General features: G+C 39.1%; 17 protein-coding genes. 2 read left to right on the top strand and 15 right to left on the bottom strand.

Annotated elements, in window-relative coordinates:
* The first annotated feature begins 241 nt into the window (after positions 1-241).
* Positions 242-664 carry a secondary thiamine-phosphate synthase enzyme YjbQ gene (locus AC1RJ8_RS13290; protein WP_492953939.1) on the top strand — a complete coding sequence of 141 codons (423 nt, stop codon included), beginning with the start codon at positions 242-244 and terminating at the stop codon, positions 662-664.
* A gap of 6 nt (positions 665-670) precedes the next feature.
* On the opposite strand, the gene AC1RJ8_RS13285 is transcribed toward AC1RJ8_RS13290, so the two are convergent.
* The 5 genes from AC1RJ8_RS13285 to AC1RJ8_RS13265 all read right to left on the bottom strand — a co-directional run bounded on the left by AC1RJ8_RS13285 (position 671) and on the right by AC1RJ8_RS13265 (position 4,486).
* Positions 671-1,639 (bottom strand): YihY/virulence factor BrkB family protein, encoded by a 969-nt coding sequence (locus AC1RJ8_RS13285; RefSeq protein ID WP_492953940.1) that lies wholly within the window; start codon positions 1,637-1,639, stop codon positions 671-673.
* 160 nt (positions 1,640-1,799) lie between these two features.
* Positions 1,800-3,119 (bottom strand): alpha/beta hydrolase, encoded by a 1,320-nt coding sequence (locus AC1RJ8_RS13280; RefSeq protein WP_492953941.1) that lies wholly within the window; start codon positions 3,117-3,119, stop codon positions 1,800-1,802.
* Positions 3,120-3,276: 157 nt separating this feature from the next.
* On the bottom strand, positions 3,277-3,654 hold the full coding sequence (locus tag AC1RJ8_RS13275) for a DoxX family protein (RefSeq protein ID WP_492953942.1): 378 nt from the start codon (positions 3,652-3,654) through the stop codon (positions 3,277-3,279).
* A complete protein-coding gene (locus tag AC1RJ8_RS13270; protein ID WP_492953943.1) occupies positions 3,651-4,070 on the bottom strand; it encodes a VOC family protein in 420 nt (139 codons plus the stop codon). The genes AC1RJ8_RS13275 and AC1RJ8_RS13270 overlap by 4 nt, the downstream gene beginning before the upstream one ends.
* A gap of 5 nt (positions 4,071-4,075) precedes the next feature.
* Positions 4,076-4,486 carry a transcriptional regulator gene (locus AC1RJ8_RS13265; RefSeq protein WP_492953944.1) on the bottom strand — a complete coding sequence of 137 codons (411 nt, stop codon included), beginning with the start codon at positions 4,484-4,486 and terminating at the stop codon, positions 4,076-4,078.
* Positions 4,487-4,629: 143 nt separating this feature from the next.
* On the opposite strand from AC1RJ8_RS13265, the gene AC1RJ8_RS13260 reads away from it, so the two are divergent.
* Positions 4,630-5,616 carry a GlxA family transcriptional regulator gene (locus AC1RJ8_RS13260; RefSeq protein ID WP_492953945.1) on the top strand — a complete coding sequence of 329 codons (987 nt, stop codon included), beginning with the start codon at positions 4,630-4,632 and terminating at the stop codon, positions 5,614-5,616.
* A gap of 512 nt (positions 5,617-6,128) precedes the next feature.
* Here the strand turns inward: AC1RJ8_RS13260 and AC1RJ8_RS13255 are convergent.
* The 10 genes from AC1RJ8_RS13255 to AC1RJ8_RS13210 form a co-directional block, all read right to left on the bottom strand.
* Positions 6,129-6,518, bottom strand: a complete 390-nt coding sequence (locus AC1RJ8_RS13255) for a LiaF transmembrane domain-containing protein (RefSeq protein WP_492953946.1) — start codon at positions 6,516-6,518, stop codon at positions 6,129-6,131.
* 458 nt (positions 6,519-6,976) lie between these two features.
* The gene (gene rpiA / locus AC1RJ8_RS13250; protein WP_492953947.1) at positions 6,977-7,666 is read right to left on the bottom strand and encodes a ribose-5-phosphate isomerase RpiA; all 690 of its coding nucleotides are present in this window, start codon (positions 7,664-7,666) and stop codon (positions 6,977-6,979) included.
* A gap of 492 nt (positions 7,667-8,158) precedes the next feature.
* On the bottom strand, positions 8,159-10,120 hold the full coding sequence (locus AC1RJ8_RS13245) for a hypothetical protein (protein ID WP_492953948.1): 1,962 nt from the start codon (positions 10,118-10,120) through the stop codon (positions 8,159-8,161).
* A gap of 11 nt (positions 10,121-10,131) precedes the next feature.
* Positions 10,132-11,535, bottom strand: coding sequence for a 3-keto-disaccharide hydrolase (locus tag AC1RJ8_RS13240; RefSeq protein WP_492953949.1), 1,404 nt, complete (start codon positions 11,533-11,535; stop codon positions 10,132-10,134).
* A 90-nt stretch (positions 11,536-11,625) separates the two neighbouring features.
* A complete protein-coding gene (locus AC1RJ8_RS13235; protein WP_492953950.1) occupies positions 11,626-13,914 on the bottom strand; it encodes a GH92 family glycosyl hydrolase in 2,289 nt (762 codons plus the stop codon).
* 35 nt (positions 13,915-13,949) lie between these two features.
* Positions 13,950-14,621, bottom strand: coding sequence for a basic secretory protein-like protein (locus AC1RJ8_RS13230; RefSeq protein WP_492953951.1), 672 nt, complete (start codon positions 14,619-14,621; stop codon positions 13,950-13,952).
* Between the two features lie 269 nt (positions 14,622-14,890).
* Entirely contained in the window at positions 14,891-15,871 is a 981-nt protein-coding gene (locus tag AC1RJ8_RS13225) for a basic secretory protein-like protein (protein ID WP_492953952.1), read from the bottom strand.
* Between the two features lie 80 nt (positions 15,872-15,951).
* Positions 15,952-16,923, bottom strand: coding sequence for a hypothetical protein (locus AC1RJ8_RS13220; protein ID WP_492953953.1), 972 nt, complete (start codon positions 16,921-16,923; stop codon positions 15,952-15,954).
* 58 nt (positions 16,924-16,981) lie between these two features.
* A complete protein-coding gene (locus AC1RJ8_RS13215) occupies positions 16,982-18,814 on the bottom strand; it encodes a RagB/SusD family nutrient uptake outer membrane protein (RefSeq protein ID WP_492953954.1) in 1,833 nt (610 codons plus the stop codon).
* Positions 18,815-18,824: 10 nt separating this feature from the next.
* A complete protein-coding gene (locus AC1RJ8_RS13210; protein ID WP_492953955.1) occupies positions 18,825-22,046 on the bottom strand; it encodes a SusC/RagA family TonB-linked outer membrane protein in 3,222 nt (1,073 codons plus the stop codon).
* Positions 22,047-22,104: the final 58 nt, after the last annotated feature.

Genomic DNA, 22,104 nt, shown 5'->3' with positions numbered 1-22,104 from the left:
CTAAGAAAAACTCCAAAAAAAGAGTTTTTCTTAAAATAAATTTGCAATTGTGGTAAACCTAGAATACGACCGTAGTGAAGAGATCTATAAATGATATTTCAAAGATCTCTCCATTCCGCTACGCTACAGTCGAGATGACGGACAGGTCTGCTGAATTGAAAAAGTCAGACAGTGTCTGACGAATCTGAAAGCATATTAATTTCCGAGACAGTTTTTCGGAAATTTGAAACGAATTAAAATCATGAAAATATACCAACAGGCCCTAGCACTTAGAGAACGAAGAAGAGGTTTCCATATCATTACCGATGAGGTTGAGGATGCCTTACCTCAAATTGACGAGATTAACATTGGCATTTGCCAGGTTTTTATACAACATACCTCTGCTTCGCTTACCATCAATGAAAATGCAGATCCTACTGTTCGGGTTGATTTTGAAATGTTCTTTAATAAAACCGTAAAGGAAAACGATCCCGAATATGAGCATGACTATGAAGGATCGGATGATATGCCTGCTCATTTAAAGTCAGCACTTTTGGGCAGTTCTGTTACCATTCCGATTAGAAACGGCAGGTTGGCGCTGGGCACCTGGCAGGGTATTTATCTTTGCGAACACCGCAACCATGGCGGCCAAAGAAGATTAATCGTTACGGCCTGGGGAGAATAAATAACTTTAAGGTTTCTTAACCTCTTTTTTAATTTCAGGATGGTTATCCTGAATAGATTTACGCCCGGTTTCTATCTCAATTTCTTTTGTGGTTACCGCATAATGAGAAGGATAAATTTCAGAGCCAAAAGCAACTGCATAAGCCTTGGTAAATTCGGCACCAAAATATAAAATGATAGAAGAGTAATAAGTCCATAAAAGCACAACTACTAATGAGCCCGTTGCTCCATAAGTACTCCCAACATTGCTCTGTCCTATATAAAGTGAAATGGCAAATTTACCGATCATAAACAGTAAAGCGGTAACTATTGCACCAGCAATTACATCACGCCATTTTATAATTGCATCAGGTAATACCTTAAATATTACGCCGAATATTAAGGAGATAACAGCCAAGGTTACAATCTGATTAAGGATATAAAATACAATAACTGATATTTCGGCAAAGCGGGCCTGCAAACGGTCGCTAAAGGCATCGAGTACAGAGGTGACCGCTAATGAAACCAGCAGTACAAAACCTAAACTGATAATTACAGAAAATGATAAGAAACGGTTTTGTAATAGTTTCACCCACCCTCTTTTAGGTTTAGGTTTTAAACCCCAAATGGTATTAATAGAATCCTGGATATCGCCAAAAACGGTAGTTGCTCCAATTAATAGGGTTATGATTCCAATAATTAAAGCAATGGTGCTCTTTCCATCCAAATAGGCATTCTTAATTAACTGCTGTAAGGAAACGGCCGATTCTCTGCCTAAAAATCCTTCGAGCTGTGCATAAACCTGCCCTTCGGCTATTTCCCTCCCTAAAAAAATACCGCACAAAGAAATAATAACCACGAGCAGCGGCGCCATAGAAAACACTGTATAATAGGCTAATGAGCCGCTAAGCTTCGTTACTTTATGATCATTAAATCCTGTAAACGATGCTTTTAAAATGCCCCATATTCCTTTTAAAGTGATTTTATTCTTTGCCATAAACAAACTATTTAAGATGAGATGCCCTAAACTTAAACCGCTTATTTTTTGAATTGTTTGCTCATTAATTAATGAAAACAGCATGCAAAGAAACCAAATGCACAAAAAAAGCTCCGATTTTTTGTCGGAGCTTCATTTTTTATCGATTAGATAATTTGTATTATTTGGCCTTAATCCATAAGGCAATATCGTTAACTAAAGTTTCGGATACACTTACCGCTGCTTGATACTGGGCCATTGTACCCTTTTCGGTCTGAGAGCTTAACAGGTGATTTAAGTCTGGGTAAAACTTAAGCACCACATTTTTCTTTTTACTCAAGGCAGCATTCCATAAATCAAAATCTACTTTGCCCACCTGAAAATCATTCCCTCCCTGCAATACGTATATTTTAGGTTTCGAAAGGCTTTTTGCTACAGTTACCTGATTGTAGGTGTTTAAATCTGTCCAATATTTTGCAGGCAGTCCTAAAATTAATGAATCAGGCTTTATTGTAGTTCCCAACTGCGAAATTCTACTTTTATCAATTTCCACGTAAGCATCTGCCAGTTGTTTCTTAAAGGCAGCTGTTGTATCGTTAGCCTGATCGAACATGTACTTATTCTGATCAACAATAATATCTGTTAATTTTCGGGCAGGTGCTGCTGCCAAAATAATCCCTGCTAAATCAGGTGTAAGTGCTGCCATTTTAGGTGCCAGCATCCCGCCTAAACTATGTCCAAAAACATAAACAGCTTTAGGATCAGCACCAACAATCGTTTTCGCCAGGGCTATGGCCGCGCTTGCATCATCCAATACCTCTTCTTTTACAGTAAATGCTTTGTTAAATTCATTCGGGTAGATTAAGGTTCGTTTCACATAACGAACAGAAGCAATTCCTTTAGCGGCTAAACCACCAGCCAAATCTTTAAAGGGTTTATTCGCACCAACGGTTTCATCCATATCTGCCGGACCAGAACCATGCACAAAAACCACTACAGGGAAATTTTTAGCATTTTTTGGTGTAGTGATAATCGCGGCCAATTGTTTTCCTGCCGGCCCAATATACACCGATTTTTCCTTATATAAACTGGTATCAACATAGGTTGGTTTTAAATAAGCGGCGGCCTTTCGGGAAGGTGCCAGGAAGATTCCGACGATTTTCTGTTGTTTATTAAAACCTAAAATAAAGTTCTGATTACCATTCGCAAATTTACCCTCTACCGTTACTGCGAAAAACTCGCCCTGGGATTTACTTTGAATGGCATCTAACGATTCTGCCTTTCCATATTTTGTTCCAATATCTCCCCAAAGTTTCTTTAAACTTTCTTCTGTTAACTTCGTTTTTAAAGTATCATCAAAGAAAGCGTGTGCATCTTTAAATTTCTCTTCCTGCAAAAGTTTAAAAAAGTCGTTTGCACCGTTGAACAACTGGATCACATTTTGAGAAAATGCGGTAGTTGTAAATAATAAAGTGATTATAAATAAAAGGCTTTTTTTCATCCGTGTTTTGTTTTAATGGTAATGAGATTTCATGACTTTATCTTTTTTTAATCTAAAAAATCATGATGGTTTCATGTATTGTGTTTGGTTGTTTACAATACCCAAAGTTAACAATATTTGGTTCTGAAAAGCCGCTACCTAAACTAGCCGTTTAGTTTTAACTAATTTTAACATTTGATGCCAGTTTCTTCCACAAAATGTATGGAATAAATATAATTATCAGGGCAATAAGCGGAGGGATTAAAAGTGATATGCCATCTCCAACAAATGCCCTGGAGGCAAAGGCGCCAATAAAATTAATGGCAAAACCTGCGTATGCCCATTCTTTAATGGTTTTAAATTTATTTTGAAAGATGGATGCCGCCCCAAGCAGTTTGGCAATACCAACGATGATGAGCAGATACATCGGATAACCAAGGTGTTTAAGCACTTCTTTGCCTGCTTCCTGTTGAGTAATTCCGCCAACGCCATCCATAATCATCATTAAGGCAAAAATAATGGTGGCAATCCAATACCACGTTTTTAACTTCTTCATATTGATCTGTTTTTATCGTAATTAATTAACCAGTTATTCCCAAAGCGATCTGTTAAATCGCCAAAAAGTGCTCCCCAGAATGTTTCCTGTAATGGGTGTGAGATCTTCCCTCCTGCTGAAAGTTTACGATAAAAAGCCTGTGCCTCTTCTTCCGAATTACAATTCAGCATCATAGAAATCGAATTTCCCTTAATTAACCCGCGTTCTTCTACCAGATCTGTTGCCATAATTACCAAATCATCTTTAGCCAAAACAGCATGCATAATACTCCGCTTCATAATATTGGGCATTTTATCAACCATAACCGATTCTCCAATGGTTTCGAGGGTCAATTCTCCCCCTAAACAATCCTGATAAAAAGTCATTGCTTCGCGGCAGTTACCGTTAAAAGTGAGATATGAATTTATACTTGCCAATTGATTTATTTTTTGATGCCTACCATTAAGCGCACATCGGTTTCATTAATATACATTTCAAGGCAATAGCCATCAGGATCGATGTTAGGCTGCTTGAGCAATTTTTCGAAGGTCTTCCCGATCTGGCTAACATCTTTCATAAAATCGGGAACCAGTTCACTGATAAATGTTCCTTTCTTGATGGTAAAGGTTTCGATGCCAAATTTCTCAGCTTCGCCAGCCTCTATTTCTTCAACGGCAGCCTTATAAATAATCTCCCGCTTTTCGTTAGGACTGCTTATTCCAAAATACCTGCGTTGTTTATCAAGGGGAAACAGGGCATGAAGTTTTTGATGTGCTGCTAAAACGCCATTGGGGAAAGATTCAGCCGTAATGCACATTACCTTAATATCCTCATTTAAAATATATTCTTCCATTGTCATTATCGGCATTACCGCTTTAAAAATTTAATGTAAAGGATTAACAACACAAACATACGGGCAGAAACTAATAAGCTAAATATGTAGAAACGACAATTGCGGGGGTTGTTTACGACAATTGGCCTCGTTATATTTGAATTATGAAACATGTATCTATCTTAATTCCAGAGACTGCCGTGATTGAAGCCATTGCAGATCCCCGCTATTTGTTTACCGCTGTTAACGAATTTTTACAGGCATCGGGCAAGCGCCCACTTTTTAAAGTTGAGCTTATAGGGATGACTAAAGAGATAAGACTTAACAATAGTCTTTTTTCTGTACACGCCGATAAACTATTACATGAGGTTGAGCATACCGATCTTATTTTTGTGCCAGCCATTAGCGGTAACATAGGTTATGCCATGGAAGCAAATCAGGATCTACTGCCATGGATTATAAAACATCATGCTAAAGGTGCAGAAGTAGCCTCGCTCTGTATGGGTGCATTTTTACTGGCTGCAACTGGTTTGTTAGACGGACGGAAATGTTCAACACATTGGTTGTTTGCCAACCAGTTTAGAGAGATGTTTCCTGAAGTAGAGCTGGTAGATGGTAGTATTATTACCGATGCTCAGGGTTTATACTCTAGCGGTGGTGCAAACTCTTACTGGAACTTACTTTTATACCTGGTTGAAAAACATACGGATAGAGATACCGCCATTTTAGCAGCGAAATACTTCGCTATCGATATCGACCGCGAAAGTCAGCTGGCTTTTATGATGTTTCAGGGACAGAAGGGGCATGAAGATGCAAAAATTAAAAAAGCGCAGGAATTTATTGATGGCAATTACCAAGATAGGATAACAGTAGATCAACTGGCCGATATGCTGGCATTGGGCAGAAGAAGTTTTGAGCGGAGATTTAAAAGTGCAACCAAAAATACAGTAATCGAGTACATCCAAAGAGTTAAAATTGAGGCCGCCAAGCGAAGCTTCGAATCGAGCAGAAAAAACATAACTGAGGTAATGTTTGACGTGGGGTATACAGACACAAAATCATTCAGGGATGTTTTCAAAAAAATAACCGGTTTAACCCCGATTGAGTACCGGAACAAATACCATAAAGCTGTACCTGTTTTGCAGGTTTAAATAGAATTGCAAAAAAATAAAAAAAAATTAAGCTGCACACAATATATTCTATTTATAGCGTTTATGTATGTGAGAGCGTTAATTTAGATGACGGGGATACTGCCTAAGGGTGGAATCCCCGTTTCTTTTTTGTTTGTCATCCTAAGGGGTAATTTATTATATAAAAGTCAATATGAATGGCAGGAGATTCTTTTTCCGGTAATAAGGTGCGAGGAATCGTCATTGCGAGAAGGCTTTTTCAGCCGACGAAGCAATCTTACAACGCTCGCTATTAGCCTGCGCTTTATGATCCCGCCTACGCGGAATGACGACCATTCTATTGAGGTCCGTCAATGGTAGCGTAGTCGAAGGATATCTTGAACAGATTTCTCCGTTCCGCTTCACTTCAGTCGAAATGACGATTAAATAGCTAAATAATCTATCTTGCATTTCTAGGCACATTTGTTTCAAATAAAAAAAGGGGCATTGTTAAAAAATGTCCCTTTTTAAAATATATGATGGAGTTAAGAATTTTAGCTTTCTTTATCAGTAAAATCAACTGGTTTCTTTTCAAAATACTGATCGAAGTTTTGCACTTTTTTAGGTTTTAGAATTACATACAGTCCTAATCCGATTAATATTAAAGCTGTGCTGATTCTTGACAGATCGAAATCAAAAATGCTTATCGCTTTAAGGGTAAATAAGCCACCTATTATCGTTAATGCTAACCAGCTGCTGCTCTGGAAGTTTTTGCGGTAACCCATCCACAAACCTACACCTAACATGATGGTGTGCCATTTCAATATCCAGTGTGGAACATCTATCCCCGAGTTTCTTAACAAGAACACCGAACCGATTGCTATGATTAAAACACCTAAACCAAATTGTTTATCTGCGTGATTTTTTTTGATTAAATTTTCCATGACTGTTTGTTTTTATGATTCAAATGTATCACGAATACCAATGCTGGAGAACGGCTTTTCCCTTAGTTGTGATATTTTATCGGTGAGTGAAATAAAACTGTCGGTGAAAAAATTATGAGAATTTAAGGAAGGGAGGATTTATCGGTGAAAATGTCAGTTTTGCCACGGAAACACAAATAACACGGAATTGAACTTAATTCCCTTAACTCCTTAATGGTTAATATTGCTCACCATTAAGAGATTAAAGTCATTAAGAGAAATAACCTCAGTTATTAGGCTGTATCGTCATTCCTCCTAGCAATGACGAAATGAGGGACACAAATGAACCAATGACTAATGAACCATTAAAAGATTGCTTCACACCGCCCATCCAACCAAGCTCTTCAGTTTAAAATGAGGTATTGGGATATGAACTAATGACAAATAAACCAATGACTAATGAACCAGCAAACCAACTATCATTCGAAAATGATAATATCTGTCCCTTCGCTCATAATTACTTTTGAAGTGATATTAATGAATAAGCCATGGGCTAATAATCCGTTAATCTGATTGAGATCAGAAGATAGTTTTTCAGGATCATCAATAAGACCGAAATCGGCGTCGATAATCAGGTTACCATTGTCGGTAATAAATGTTTTGTTGTCTACAGACCTCAATATACCCTTGCCACCGAGTTCATTAATCTGATCGGACACATATTGATAGGCCAATGGTATTACTTCAACAGGAACAGTAAAAGCGCCCAATTTTTTAACTTTTTTCGAAGCATCGGTAATGATGATGGCATTTTTACTCAGTGAAGCGATTATTTTTTCCCTAAACAGTGCCCCGCCCCCACCTTTAATCAGATCGAGTGATTCTGTAAATTCGTCGGCCCCATCGATACTGATATCAATTTTGCTTAAACGCCCGAGATCAAGAATTTCGATGCCCAGAGATTTTGCGAGTTCTTCCGTTCGGATGGAACTTGCAGCAGCCTTTATCTTAAGTCCATCTTTTACACGTTTACCTAATTCATTAATGGCAAAGGTTGTGGTAGATCCCGTACCCAGGCCTACTACATCGCCATCTTTAACAAATTTTACTGCAGCCAGGGCAGCCGCCAATTTCTCTGCATCTTGTTGGGTTTTATCTGTAGTAACCATAAGGTAAAAATAGGTTTAAATGATAAACATCGCAAAAACGAAAAAAAAATTTACTGCCGATGCAATAAATCGTTTTTATAGCGTTTATGTATATGAGAGCGTTAATTTAGATGATGGGGATTCTGCAATTGTGAAATCCCCATTTCTTTTTTCCCATACATTATGTCATCCTGAGCGTAGTCGAAGGATCTTTTCATTTAATAGCCCCTGAAATAAATTCAGGGTGACGGGCTAACTTGAATATTTCTCCATTTCACTATGCTTCATCCGATAGCTATCGGATCGAAATAACGACGACCCGCAACAACTGAACTACCCTATACAAATCAAACCGAAAAAATTTCATTCACAATACAATAAATCTTATTTACATCGTTTATGTATATGAGAGCGTTAATTTAGATGATGGGGATTCTGCAATTGTGGAATCCCCATTTCTTTTATAAAAAAAAACGGCTGGTATTTCTACCAACCGTTTCCTAACATTTAAACTTACTTATTTAAAGAATTTATCCATCCTGCAATTTTTAAAGCTTCTGCTTTGGTTACTTGCGGCATTGGAGGCATTTCAGTTGAGTAACCCGGCCAGTTTTGTGGTTGTGGGTTGTGGATCAACTGAAATATTTTCTCTGCTGAATACTTACGTTTTGCAATTTCAACGAATGGCGGGCCAATTTGTCTTTTGGTTTGATTGTGGCAGGCCAGACAAGTATTTTTTGTTAATAAACCCTCTACTTCTTTAAAAGTAGGTGCTTTAGCCGTAGTTGTAGGCTTAGCCGGAGTAGCCGCTCCTTTTGCTTCAGGTGCTTTTCCAGTTGTTGCCTTTGGTGCAGCTGTTTTCTTAGCAGGAACATTTACCGGTGCCGCTGAGTTTTTAGTACTCACTTCGCTGGCAGAAAGTTTATTTCCATCAGGAATCTGGTTCAAGGTATAATAAGCTACCGGATGAACTAAAGAGTAAAAACCATCTTGCGATCTTAAACCATCTAATGTTAAGGTATGGATATAATATTGACGAAGGTTTTGTACAATAATCCTGGCTTTTAATCCATCTGCCGAAACTTTAACGCCAGAGATTTTTAATTTCTCGGTGTTTACAGGTGGCGAACCATACACTGGGTGATATTTGTAAATAAAGCTTTCTGCATCATATGAAGCTAGATCTTCTGCCGATTTACGATCAACAGGCATGGTAAACTCCACTTCAAAACCATCAGGCATTGCCCTAACAGCTTTCATTTCGAAAGGGGTTTTATTGTTGTACACCAGTCTTTCTAAACCTTCGTTGGCATCACCTGCCGATCCCCAGCCACGGTTGGTTTCTCCAACAAACAGTGAACCATCTGTACCCCACTCTAACCTTAATACTCCTGAACGGAAGCCCTTACGGAAAAGGAAAGCAGCACCTTGTTCCTCACCTTTCACCGTCTCCATAAAAATCCTCGAAATAATACTCATTCCCTGATCGCCAACTAAAATCTGACCAGCGAACGGGCCAAACGTGTTTGCAGGAATTTTAACAGGTTCTGCAGAAGAGATCCCCAAAATACCATAAGGCAACCAAACTGATGGCAAACGTAATTCAGGGAATACTTTCTTCATTTCGAATAAGGTTTTGAATGTTTCGTTTACCCTATTCTCTGGTTTAATGTATCTTCCTTGTTCGTTTTTGGTTCTGCGTTCGTCTATTTGCGAGTAAAAGAAATCTGACTGCAGTTTAACCGGAGAGTTAGGTAAGTTGGTCCATCTTAAACTGGCCGGATGCCCCATAAAATCGCCTTTATTTACTTTCCATAAACCACCAGAACCTACCCAGTCGCCTTGATTTTCGGTATAATAAAACTGTCCATCAATACTACCAATACCCGCTGGCGAACGGAAACCCGCAGCATAAGGGCTCATTTTACCATCTTCGGTAATGTTCATGGCCCAACCACGCATCGGCACACGGCTTTCTGCTCTCCACCATTCTTCATCGCCAAAGGCCACGTTTCCGGTAACCATAAAAGTACCATCGGGCATTAACTTTGGCCCAAAACTATATTCGTGGTAATGACCGCTTAAAGGCCATGCATAAATGGTTTCGTATACATCGGCTTTGCCATCCTGGTCCTTATCAACCAATTTGGTCAACTCGCCGCGCTGTGCCACATATAATGCACCATTTTTATAGGCAATGCCCAAAATTTCGTGCAAGCCATAAGCAAATCTGCGCCAGTAAGGCTTGGCACTTGTAGGGTTTTCTACAATGTACACTTCTCCCCTACGGGTAGAAATGCCCAAATCACCATTTGGCAAAGTAATCAGACCACCAACTTCTAAAATAGGGCCTTCGGGTACGCGTACTTTATTTATCCTGAAAAAATCTTCTTCTTTCGGTGTTTCTTGTGCAAAAACTGTAGTAAAGCTAAAACTTAATGCCAGTATTGCTAATTTTTTAAATGTATTTCTCATTGTCATTCCAATTAAAACAAAATGGTATAATTTAACTTAGTTCCAATAGCTACGATAACTTCTTTTTTGCCATCAACTTCTCTGATTACTGGTTTAGCAGTTCCTTCAGCAAGTTGTATATAGTAAGATTTATCATCAATCAGGTATAAACCTTTAGCTACTTCTTCGACATTAGAAGCAGTTGCCAATAGGAAATATAGGTCTTTTGATGCTTTATCAACAGCAATCTCTCTCGTTAAACCTTGTCCATTTTCCATCACCTTAACCGCATCGGTAACATTTGTTCCATTAATGATGTACTTAAACTCCGGACGGTCTTGTTTATCCATTACATACCCTTTGGTTCTGAAACCAGTACCAGCAGTATCTGCAATCCATTTATCCTGATCGTTCGCTAATTTTGAAATGGCTAAAATTGGCTTTTTAGTAAAACGGGTAACACTGCCCAAAGCACGTGAAGTACCATTTCCACGGCCATCCCACATTGGGGTAGCATCGATAAAATTGCCATGCCATCCCTGTAATAATGTACCGTTATCTAAATCGTAGCTATAAGCAACTTTTTCTGGTCCGCCTACCGAAATAGCATGTACCGAACGTACCCTTGGCGCAACATCAACAAAACTTCTGATCATGTTGTTGCTTGCCGCTTCAATGTAAATTGGATCTGCCCCACCGTTTTGGTTGGGTTTTGGAATTTCTGAAAGTTCGTCAATCTGGATATTTCTGAACGCTACCGAACCATGATCGCCCTGTAAACGTAAAGGTCCTTTTGCTTTCTCAGCTCCTGCAGCTCCTCTGGTTGCACCAAATAGCTCAACATTTTCGTGAATCAGTACACCGTTTAGTTCGGCACTGATGATTTTAGCATTTTGCGTTTTCTTTCCTGATGCATCAAATTTTGGTGCCTGGAAGATAATTTTAATGTGCTGCCATAAACCTGGTGCTTTACTTGCATTCTGACGGGGAGCAACACCTCCAAACCCTTTTTCGGCTTCGGGTTTGCTATCGTCCCAACGTTGATAAATACCACCATTGTTTGATGAGCTTGGGTTTTTCAGTCCCCATGCATCGTCTATCTGAATTTCGTAATTACCTTGAAGATAAATACCAGAATTTGTTCCTTTTGCGGTTAAATAATCTAATTCTATAGCTACGTCGCCATACTCGTTTACGGTATATAAATCCGAACCCGCTTTTTTTGCGGTAGATTGATTAATTAATATCCCTTCACCTTTGGTTGTTTTTAAAACATTTTCGGCGTTTAGGTCGGCCACCACATTTTGGGCGAGTGACCATGAATTTGAAGGATTTTTAAAGGCTGAAAGATCTTTGAGATCAATACGCTGGCCAAATGCCAACAGGGTTCCGCAAAGCCAGAAAATGGCTGTAAAACCCGTCTTTGAGATGTTCATATACTTGGTTTGTTAGTTTTAGCCTAAAGCTAGATATTTCGTTTAAAATCCATCGGATAAATTGCTTTACCCGATGGATAATTATTTTCTCTATTTTTCTGTTGATAATGAATAAGGGAAATCAGCTGGGTTTGAACCTCTGGTTTTATTCGGCATTGCTGTCATATTGAAATTTAACACCGCACCTTTTTGCAAACCACTGTGGCTGATCCAGTTTTTAGAATATGGTTTACCGTTCATTTGTAACGACTGAACATAACGGTTGTTATCGCTATTGGCTGCCGCATTAATCACCACAGTTTTACCACTTTCTAAAGTAATGGTTACCTTTTTAAACAAAGGAGCACCTAAAACGTACTGATCAACCGCTGGTGTTACCGGATAGAAGCCCATTGCAGAGAAAACATACCAGGCAGAAGTTTGTCCGTTATCTTCGTCACCACAATATCCATCGGGAGTGGCTTTATACATTCTGTTCATGGTTTCTCTTACCCAGTATTGTGTTTTATAAGGCGCACCACCGTAGTTATAGAGGTAAATCATGTGCTGGATCGGTTGGTTACCATGTGCATATTGGCCCATGTTTGCAATCTGCATTTCGCGGATTTCGTGAATTACACCACCGTAAGCGCTTTCATCAAATACGGGAGGCATCGAGAAAACTGAATCCAGTTTAGTTACAAATTTACTATGGCCACCCATCAATTTAGCTAAACCATCAACATCCTGAAAAACCGACCAGGTATAGTGCCAGCTGTTGCCTTCGGTAAATGCACCGCCCCATTTAAATGGGCTGAACGGGCTTTGGAAAGTTCCATCCTGATTTTTGCCACGCATTAAACCCGAAGCCGGATCGAAAAGATTCTTATAGTTCATGGCTCTTTTCTTATAAATATCGATCTCCGAAGCCGGTTTGCCTAAAGCTCTTCCCAATTGATAAATGGTAAAATCATCATAAGAATACTCTAAAGTTTTAGCTGCATTTTCATTCTTTTTCACATCGAAAGGCACATAACCCAATTCGTTGTAATATTTAACACCATCACGGCCAACAGCTTCCATAGGTCCTTCATTGTTTGCGCCATGTTTTAAGGCCTGCCATAACGTTTCAATGTCGTAACCACGCATGCCCTTAATATAAGCATCAGAAACTACCGAAGCAGAGTTGTTACCCACCATAATATTTGCGTAACCCGGACTGCTCCACTCTGGCAGCCAACCGCCTTCTTTGTAATCATTGATTAAGCCTTGCTGCATTTCCTTATTAATTGAAGGATAAACCAGGTTTAAGAAAGGATATAATGCCCTAAAAGTATCCCAGAAACCCGTTCCAGCGAACATATATCCTGGCAAAACCTGTCCGTTGTAAGGACTCCAGTGTACAATCTGGTTTTGTGCATCAATCTCGTATAATTTATTGGGAAAAAACAACGTGCGGTACATTGCCGAATAGAAAGTACGCGTCTGATCTATAGTACCTCCTTCAACCGCAATTTTACTTAAGGTTTTGTTCCAGGTTGCTCTACCTTTTGCTTTCGTAGCGTCGAAACCATCGTTGGCTAATTCTCTTTTTAGGTTTAAATCGGCCTGCTCAAAGCTGATAAATGAAGAGGCCACTTTTGCAATTACCTGCTCTCCTTTTTGTGTGGCGAAACCAATAACAGCGCCAGCATGATCTACCGTTAATTCTAAATCTTTATCATTAAGTTTTTTATCATCCCAGGTTTTGGCCAACTTGAAATCTTTGTTGAAATAGATGACAAAATAATTTTTGAAATTTTTAGGCAGTGGGCCACGGGCATATTTAGTGGTATAACCAATAATTTTCCTTTCTGCCGGAATAATTTTAATGTACGAGCCTTTATTCTGTGCATCTACGACCACATAAGCACTATCTGTTTTAGGAAAAGTAAACCTAAACTGTGCAGCACGTTCTGTTGGGGTAATTTCGGTGGTTACATCAGCATCTGCCAAATAAACGCTGTAATAATATGGTTTAGAAACCTCTGCTTTATGGCTGAACCAGCTTGCGCGGTCATCATCTGTGAATTTTAATTTACCTGTAACGGGCATAAGCGCAAAAGCGCCGTAATCGTTCATCCAGGGCGAAGGCTGATGTGTTTGTTTAAAGCCACGGATTTTGTCGGCATCGTAAACATAAGCCCATCCATCGCCGTTTTTACCAGTTTGTGGCGTCCACATGTTCATTCCCCAGGGCAAACCAATTGCCGGGTAGGTGTTTCCGTTAGATAGTGATGGCTTGGATGCTGTTCCCATTAAAGGGTTTATCCAATCTACCGGATCTGTAATTTTGCCTATTGTTTGCGCGAAGCTTGTTGACGCCGCAACACTCAATAAAGCGATAAATAATTTTTTCATTTGTTGTGTTTGTGTTTTATATGCTTGTATTTATTTTAAACTTCCGAATTTTTAACGTAATCTGCCCAAAGTGCATCTAAATCTTTACCCGTTAATTTTGTCCAGATATCTTTGGTATAAGTATGATCTCTTAAAGAAGCATCAACGGTTTTAATAATACCCGGTTTCACACTTTTCTCCATCCAGGCAAAAAAAGCTGCTGTAATGCGGTAGCTGTTTTTATAACTGTGATCTGGTTTTAAAGCTGGAAGCGACCATTTAGCACCGGCATTATCGACCCCGAATTTATAGCGGGCATAATCGGCAATCCCCTCAGTTAACCAGCCAGGGCCAACGCTTCGGCCATAGTCTTGTACAATGTGCATTACTTCGTGGGTTACGACATCAATATCTTCAGGATGTTTCACCATCCAGATCGAACTGAAGGTTACTTTACCATCAGCAGTTGCCGCTACCCCTTTGTAAGCCGTATCTACAAAAAATTTCACTTCTTTTATGGTGGCTGGATTATACTCTTTTGCTAGTTTTGGGTAAACTTCGAAAAAAGTTTTGATTAAGCGCTTTTTCAATTGAGGATCTAATTCCTTAAAATTGCTCTCGAACGATAAGGCATAACCACTCTTCTTTGTTATGTCCTGTGCTTTTAAATGAGCTGAAAAAGCCATAACAAGCATTACGAAAATCGAAAAAGTAAATATTTTTTTCATCTGTTTATATTGGTATTGGTGAATGGATTTTACTTTGGTTAGCATGTTTAGTTCTGCAAAATAAATATAATATGTAAAACGATTTAGTAAATGATCAAAAATTTTACTTTAGTGATTATTATTTTTACAAAACAGCATGTCGTCATTTCGAGCGAAGTGCACCAGGGTTGAAAAATTTTGCTGGATGGATCGCTCCTCAAAAGGAGTTCCTTTGGAACATTTCACTGCGTTTCAGTCTAGATGACGACCGTTCTATGTAAATAAATTTCTTATTTTTTGCTGCTATAAGTAAGGCTTACCTTTTGCGGTTCTTTACCGTAATCTTCCCAAAGCTGGTCGACAGTTTTTCCGGTTAGGGCTGCCCAAGACTGTTCGTTGTATTGATGTGCCCTTAACTGTTGATCTAAAGTAGCAATTAAGCCTGGTTTAACATTTTGCTCCAACCAGGCAAAAAACCTGGCGGTAATACGATAACTGTTTTTATAGCTTTGTTTTGCATTATACTCTGGCAAACTCCATTTAGAACCTACATTATCAACACCATATTTATAGCGTACATAATCGGCAATGCCTTCGGTTAGCCAAACCGGGCCTGCACTATAACCATAACCCTGCACAATATGCATGGTTTCGTGTGTTACCACATCAATATCGGTTGGATGTGCTTTCATGTAACCGGCACTAAACAAAATTCTGTTTCCACTTGCTTCTGCCACTGCTTTATAAGCGGTATCCACTACAAATAACACATCGTGTGTAGATTTATCGTTAAATGTTTTAACTAAGGTTGGATAGATTTCGAAATAAGTAGCGATCAACTTTTTTCTTAACGTTGGATCTAAGTCCGGATCTTTGCTGATAAATGTTAATTCATAACCTTTGTGTTTTTCTTTACTGTAAGAAACCCAGTTTTTTGAGAGTGCAGAAAACAGTTCTTTTTGGATTTTCTTTTGTGATTTATTTTTAACCCACTGGCTGTTTACTTTAATTTCTCCAGCTTTGGCTTTTATTGTTGGCGTTTCTTCTGTTACCAGGTCTAACACTACACTTCTTTTGGTACGGTATCCATCTGCCTGGGCAAATTTTGGATAGACCTGAAAAAAAGCTGCCTTAAGTTTGGCATCTACGATAGCATTGGTAGCACTGTCTTTATCGTTAATGGTAATTTTGTATTCTCTTTCTCTATTCTGAGCAAAAGTATTTGCACCTATAAAAGATATAAATGCGAGAAATAATAACTTCTTAATCATGATTTTTTGTGTGGGTTTTGAAAAGCAGAAATGATCTTGCTGTTGGCAAAATCATTTCTATGGGTTTATTATATTGTAATTTAATAAGTAATAGCTGGAAAATCGATTTTAGCTTTGGCCAGCATTGGCGCCCAGTCTGCTCCTTTTTCGTCTTTCGATCCAAAAGCTGTTAATGCAAGTGGTGCCAAATCTACTTTCGCTGCCCCGCTCCAAAAGTGAATAAATTCACCGAAATTCATTTTTCTGGTATATTGTTGATAGCTTTTACCTTGTACAGTGAGTTGTTGTTTAGGAAATTGTTGAGATAACAAGGTAAAGAAACCATTTAAAACCTTTGCTTTACCGTAGTTTTCATAAATTGGAAGAAACCAATTCTTGAACCATTGTGTTCCTGCCTTAGGATAACTGTCGGTAACGGTCATCATTTTATTGTACCAACGTTGTGCATCAGCGGTTCTATTTAAGCCTAAATACACATCGTATTGATAAATCTCCATCCACTTACTATCATGCCAGATATCGAAAGCCGGCGATTCTTTTACCCCTTTTGATGCGCCTTCTACAATGTGGCCAATTTCATGCGTAGATAAATCAATGTCATTATCAATGCCAGTGGTCCAGGCATCAAGGCTACTAGCGCCGCAATCGGTTACGTTTCTATAATCGTGACCTGCATCCAGATAAGTACCCGGGTGCCCCCCGCTATATTTACCTGCATGATAAATTACAAATAAGCGGCTATCATCTCCGAATTTACCATAAGTTTTTTTTGTATAGTTCCAGGCTTCGGCCATATATGTTTTTGGCCAGGCAACAGTTGGTTTAACATCGCCGTCGTAATAAACCACTACGCTGGTATCGTAATAAATACGGTTTAACAATTGAACATGTTCAAACCAATGCTCCTTCCATGTTTTAGGTGGTGCATCTGGCGGATCTACGCTTTCTACGAACGGCGGCGCTGGCTTTACGGTTTCTAATGGTGCTTTTTTACTGTTGCAAGCTAACACAGCAAATAGTACAATTGCTGATAATGGTAAAATATTTTTCATAGCGCTAGTATTAATTGTTTAAAAAAAGCACCGAGTGAAACACCCGGTGCTATGCATTTTACCAGCCTGTATTTTGTACAATTACAGGAACTTTTTGAATTTCGCCATTTGGTATCGGCCACAAATAGTGTTTCTTTTGGAAAACCCTGTTTTCTACAACCACAGGCGTAAAAAATGCCGGTGCGTTTTGCGTGATATTTAAACCTCTGATTTGCGTATCAGTTGTTTCGGCAATTTTCCACTCTCTGGTGTAAAAATAACGGTCTAACTCGAAAGCAAGTTCAACGCGTCTTTCTCTGCGGATGGCTTCTCTCATGTTTGCGGGAATGGCAATTGCACCAGCACCACTGCCATAAGGGGCAATACCAGCTCTGGTACGAATTCTATTCAGGTAAATCAAAATATCAGGATCTGATGGATTTGTTTCCTGTAAAGCTTCGATATAATCCAGGTAGATTTCGGCTAACCTGATTACAGTAAAAATTGGTCTTCCTGTTGTCCAACCTGCAACGGTTAAGTGTTTTCTTGAAGTATAACCCGTTTTGGTATAATCGTTATTCGCAATTGCGCCTTTACCTGCATTACCACTATTGGTGAAATCGGTAATGATATTTGATTGCGGATTAATCCATTTACGACCGCTGTAAGTAATGCTCGAGTAAAAACGAGGCTCACGGTTTACAAACATATTGCTTATCGCTCTTGGTGTATTTTGATCATTGGGATCTGGTGCCTGATAACTAGAGGTTCCATTGGCCGTGTAAGTTGGGTCACTTTCTATAGGTAGGCCATTCGCGGTAAAAAATGCATCAACCAACTGTTGAGATGGTGATAAAAAAGAACCGCCTTTATCTCCACCGGAAGCACCATTATGATTGGGTGCCAAAGAATATTGATAAAATGTTACGTCACCACCTCTACCGAAGATGATTTCAGAATTCCAACCGTTTAAAAACACATCTCTTGTAGCGATAAAAGCCCTGTTGAATGCCGTGTTTGGTAAGCCAGATGGCGTTGCTGAAACGTTATAAAGCGCATAGCTAGAATAATTTGGGTTATCTAAAAATGCTTTTGCAGCAGTGGCTAATCTAGTCCATTTTGCAGCGCTGTATGTTTGGTTAATTAATTGTTTTCCATCTGGATTTCTCAAACCAGCGTAATCAGCATTCCCATTAAATAATGGGCGGGCGGCAGTTAACAACGTTTTAATTTTGTATGCATCTGCAACTGATGCCGTGATGTGACCAAAATCTTCGTTTGCCTGTGGCGTAGCTGGAAGACCAGCAGCCGCAGCAGTAAGCTCACTTACTACATAATCAACACATTCATCCATCGAGTTACGTGGTTTACTGATTGCCTCAAGCGGTGCATCAGACTGAATTGGATCATTACCCAATAAAACTACCGGACCATATTGTCTGATTAAATGATAGTAATAAATTGCTCTTAAAGCTCTTGCTTCGTTAAAGTAACGGTTAACAATATCTATACCGCCAATATTACAATCTGTACATCTGGTAACGTTTGCCATAAAAGTACTGGCTGCCTGAATACCGCGGTAATAGTTTTGCCAGTGATAATTTACCTGTGCGCTGGTTGCATCCCAGGCACCTGTGTTTACGTTTTCGGTAAAGTTTGGCAATGTGTAATCTGCCTCATCAGAAGCGGCAGTCCATGGACCAATATTACCTGCTGCACTTGCCGAACGATCTTGATTTTGTTCTGGCAAAGTAGAATAAACATTGGCTAAGGCCTGATCTACAGTGTTCTTCCTTTGGTATAGTTGCTCAAAGGTTAACCTGTCGTCAGGTACTTGATTCAAAAATTTCTTACAGCCATAATTGCCTGCTAGCAGCAATGCACCAACTGTATATATAAGTGTTTTTTTCATTCTTTTAATTTTAGAAATTAGCTGTTAGACCTAAAGAATAGTTAGAGGTTAAAGGGTAACGGGTACCATTATTTGTGTTAAGCTCAGGATCCCAAAGTTTAAATTTGCTAATGGTAAATACGTTGTAACCCATTCCATAAATTCTGAGACGTTTGATACCTAATTTTTTGATACCCTCTTTTAAAGTATATCCAAAATCAGCATTTTTCAATCTTAAGAAACTGATGTCGCGAAGCCACCAGGTACTTGCCTGATAGTTGTTATTGTTTGTTCCACCATAAGATAAACGCGGATAAACTGCATCCTGACGTGGGTTGGTTGGTGTCCAACGGTCTGCAGCAACGGCTAACATATTACCCAAACCGCCAGAGTTTGCGAATGATGGAATACCTAAAATGATATCTGCATTATCCTGCCCCTGGAAGAATAATCCAAAATCGAAATTTTTATAGGTTAATGAGAAGCCGAAACCATAAGTTGTGCTAGGAAGATCTCCCCTACCAATGATTGTTCTATCGAAAGAGTCAATTTTTCCGTCACCATTTAAATCCTTGTATTTGATGTCACCTGGCATTAAAGTACCAAATTGAGTTGCACTTGCATTAATCTCTGCCTGGCTATCAAATAATTTTTCAGCAATATAACCTACACGAGTGGAAGCCAAAACGTTAAATCCACGCTGTTCCATCCAAGGGTAAGCCTGTGGAGCCTGATCGTTTTCGATTACTTTATCTTTGTTGAAAGTAACGTTCGCTCTCAAATTAAGCGACCAATCTTTACCCAATTGAGCATCATATTGAATGGTTCCATCGATACCTTTATTTTCTACGATACCCAAGTTACCAATTGGCGTGTTAGCCAAGCCAATATAATTTGGCACTGTTCCTCTGGAAATGAACTGATTTTTTCTACGTTCCTGAAAGAAATCGACGATTAATGATAAGTTATTGTTCAATGTTTTCAGCTCGAAACCTAAATCCTGTTTACGCGTTTCTGCCCAGGTTACATCTACCCCATAAGCTGTGACACCCAAGCCACCTGTAGTTGTACTGTTACCTGGCGTAATGTTTCCGTTCTGACCAAAAGTATAACTAGGAGAACCACCAACCTTGGTTAAATAATAGAAACGATCACTTTCGTTCTGTACGTAGTTTCCGCCACTACCACCACTACCTACAATACCATCAGAATAGCGGAATTTAACCATTTGAATGGCATTTTTTAATGGCTCAAAGAATTTTTCGTTTGACAATAGCCACCCCACACCAAATGCCGGGAAAAACCCGTAGCGCTTATCTGGTGCAAAGTTTTCAGAACCATTATAACCTACGTTTGCCTCGAAGAAGTACTTATCATCGTAGGCGTAAGTTGCACGACTGGCAATACCTTGTAAACGATAAGGTAGAGAAAGCGTTAAGTTACCAGCGAATGGCGTAGTATTATCGTTTTGATTATACAACAATAAACCCGTTACGGCATGTTTACCAAAGGTACGGTTGTAATTAATAGCAGCTTCTAAGTATATTTTTTTATCACCACCATTACCAATACCATAGTTTAAGAATTCCTGACCTTGAAGGATTAACCCGTATTTGTAACCCGAAGCTGGGTTTCCAGGTACGATATATGGATCGCTTGGGTTAATTCTATACAAACTTTCTCTTCTTGTTCTGTTCACCGAGCTATTGGTGTTCACATCAAAAGAGAACATGGTTGTGGCTGATAAGCCCGGTGTAATTTCTTTCAAATCCTGGGTTAAACGAATGTTAGAATAAAGCTGGGTGCTGTATCCTACTCTGTATCCATTTCTGGTTACATCACCATAAGGGTTACGTTGATCGGCCTGCGGGCTGATACCTGGCAAACTTCCATTCGGATATAAAACCGGGAAAGAAGTTGGGTTGATTAAAAAAGCCTGGTTAAAAATATCTTGAGCCAATAAGTTACTTGGATAACTGGTTTGCGCTAAAATACCCTTAATACCTAAATCCAACTTGGTGGTCCCGGTAATATCCCAGTTTAAATTGGCACTTACATTATAGCGTTCAAAATTCTGTTTAGCGGCATCATTTACAGCTTCATCTGTTTTGAATAAACCATTTTCGCCATAATAACCTAATGAAACATAGTATTTTGCATTACTTACACCACCCGATAAATTGGCGGTAACGGATCTGTTTCTACCAAAATCCCTATAAATAGCATCAAACCAATCTACATTTGGATAAAGGATTGGATCTGTACCCGCTTGTGTTTTTTGAATGGCATCGATAGAATAAGCTGGTGTAAAAGCTCCTGCAGCACCAGCTCTTAAATAATCAGAATATTTAGCTTCGTTGGCTAAGTTCATATAATCTACCCCATCAATTAAATCAGGCTTTTTAGTGAAACGACTAATACCTTCGTAATATTCAACATTGATACGAGGGGCGCCGATTTTACCTTGTTTGGTATTGATTAAAATTACGCCGTTTGCACCACGAATACCATATACAGCAGTTGCAGCAGCATCCTTTAAAACGGTGAAGTTTTCTACATCGTAAACACTGATATCGTTCAGGTTACGGTTTGGAACACCATCAATAATTACCAACGGCCCCCTATCATTCGCAGTTAGCGATGATACCCCACGAATAAAAATATCAGATCCAGTAGCACCTGGCTCACCATTTCTCGATACGTTTACTACACCTGGTATACGACCAGCCAATAACTGACTCATACTAGATACTGGTTGTCTTAACTCAGAAGCTTTAACTGAAGATTGCGCACCAACCAAACTTTCTTTTTTCTGCGTACCGAAACCCACAATTGCCACCTCTTGCAAATTAGCACCTGCGGTTTCTTTTAAACGAATATCGAGTACCGTTTGGGTACCTACTGTAATTTCCTGGGTATCGTAACCCACGTAAGTAATAATAAGAACAGTATTTTGATCAGGAACCGTAATGGTAAAAGCTCCATTTACATCAGCAGCTGCACTGATAGAGCTGCCTTTTACTTTAACACCTGCCCCTGGCAACGGTACACCTGTTTCATCTTTAATGATACCGCGTATCACAATATCGGCTTTAGCTTGATTAACTGAAACCGAACTGCTTATATTAATCGCTGAAGCATTAGCTGTTGCATAAAAACTGCTGCTTAAAGCTAAAGTAAAAGCGATAGCCTTAAAAGCACAATCTTTAAGCCTGAGCCTGCTCCCAGTTAAATTTGTATTTTTTTTCATCATAAAATTAGTTTGTTGTTAACAGAAATACTGTTGGGTCTATTGATCAGTTGAAATAAAT

Source organism: Pedobacter sp. GW822-FHT03F06, from assembly GCF_058801365.1.
This window is presented reverse-complemented; position numbering and strand designations above follow the sequence as displayed.

What these genes read in the sequence shown, in the direction of transcription:
- AC1RJ8_RS13255 (WP_492953946.1), bottom strand. Translation starts at nt 6,518, where the DNA reads ATGGAAAATTTAATCAAAAAAAATCACGCAGATAAACAATTTGGTTTA.
- AC1RJ8_RS13280 (WP_492953941.1), bottom strand. Translation starts at nt 3,119, where the DNA reads ATGAAAAAAAGCCTTTTATTTATAATCACTTTATTATTTACAACTACC.
- AC1RJ8_RS13245 (WP_492953948.1), bottom strand. Translation starts at nt 10,120, where the DNA reads ATGAGAAATACATTTAAAAAATTAGCAATACTGGCATTAAGTTTTAGC.
- AC1RJ8_RS13275 (WP_492953942.1), bottom strand. Translation starts at nt 3,654, where the DNA reads ATGAAGAAGTTAAAAACGTGGTATTGGATTGCCACCATTATTTTTGCC.
- AC1RJ8_RS13235 (WP_492953950.1), bottom strand. Translation starts at nt 13,914, where the DNA reads ATGAAAAAATTATTTATCGCTTTATTGAGTGTTGCGGCGTCAACAAGC.
- AC1RJ8_RS13230 (WP_492953951.1), bottom strand. Translation starts at nt 14,621, where the DNA reads ATGAAAAAAATATTTACTTTTTCGATTTTCGTAATGCTTGTTATGGCT.
- AC1RJ8_RS13285 (WP_492953940.1), bottom strand. Translation starts at nt 1,639, where the DNA reads ATGGCAAAGAATAAAATCACTTTAAAAGGAATATGGGGCATTTTAAAA.
- AC1RJ8_RS13240 (WP_492953949.1), bottom strand. Translation starts at nt 11,535, where the DNA reads ATGAACATCTCAAAGACGGGTTTTACAGCCATTTTCTGGCTTTGCGGA.
- AC1RJ8_RS13225 (WP_492953952.1), bottom strand. Translation starts at nt 15,871, where the DNA reads ATGATTAAGAAGTTATTATTTCTCGCATTTATATCTTTTATAGGTGCA.
- AC1RJ8_RS13265 (WP_492953944.1), bottom strand. Translation starts at nt 4,486, where the DNA reads ATGGAAGAATATATTTTAAATGAGGATATTAAGGTAATGTGCATTACG.
- AC1RJ8_RS13290 (WP_492953939.1), top strand. Translation starts at nt 242, where the DNA reads ATGAAAATATACCAACAGGCCCTAGCACTTAGAGAACGAAGAAGAGGT.
- AC1RJ8_RS13215 (WP_492953954.1), bottom strand. Translation starts at nt 18,814, where the DNA reads ATGAAAAAAACACTTATATATACAGTTGGTGCATTGCTGCTAGCAGGC.
- AC1RJ8_RS13220 (WP_492953953.1), bottom strand. Translation starts at nt 16,923, where the DNA reads ATGAAAAATATTTTACCATTATCAGCAATTGTACTATTTGCTGTGTTA.
- AC1RJ8_RS13260 (WP_492953945.1), top strand. Translation starts at nt 4,630, where the DNA reads ATGAAACATGTATCTATCTTAATTCCAGAGACTGCCGTGATTGAAGCC.
- rpiA (WP_492953947.1), bottom strand. Translation starts at nt 7,666, where the DNA reads ATGGTTACTACAGATAAAACCCAACAAGATGCAGAGAAATTGGCGGCT.
- AC1RJ8_RS13210 (WP_492953955.1), bottom strand. Translation starts at nt 22,046, where the DNA reads ATGATGAAAAAAAATACAAATTTAACTGGGAGCAGGCTCAGGCTTAAA.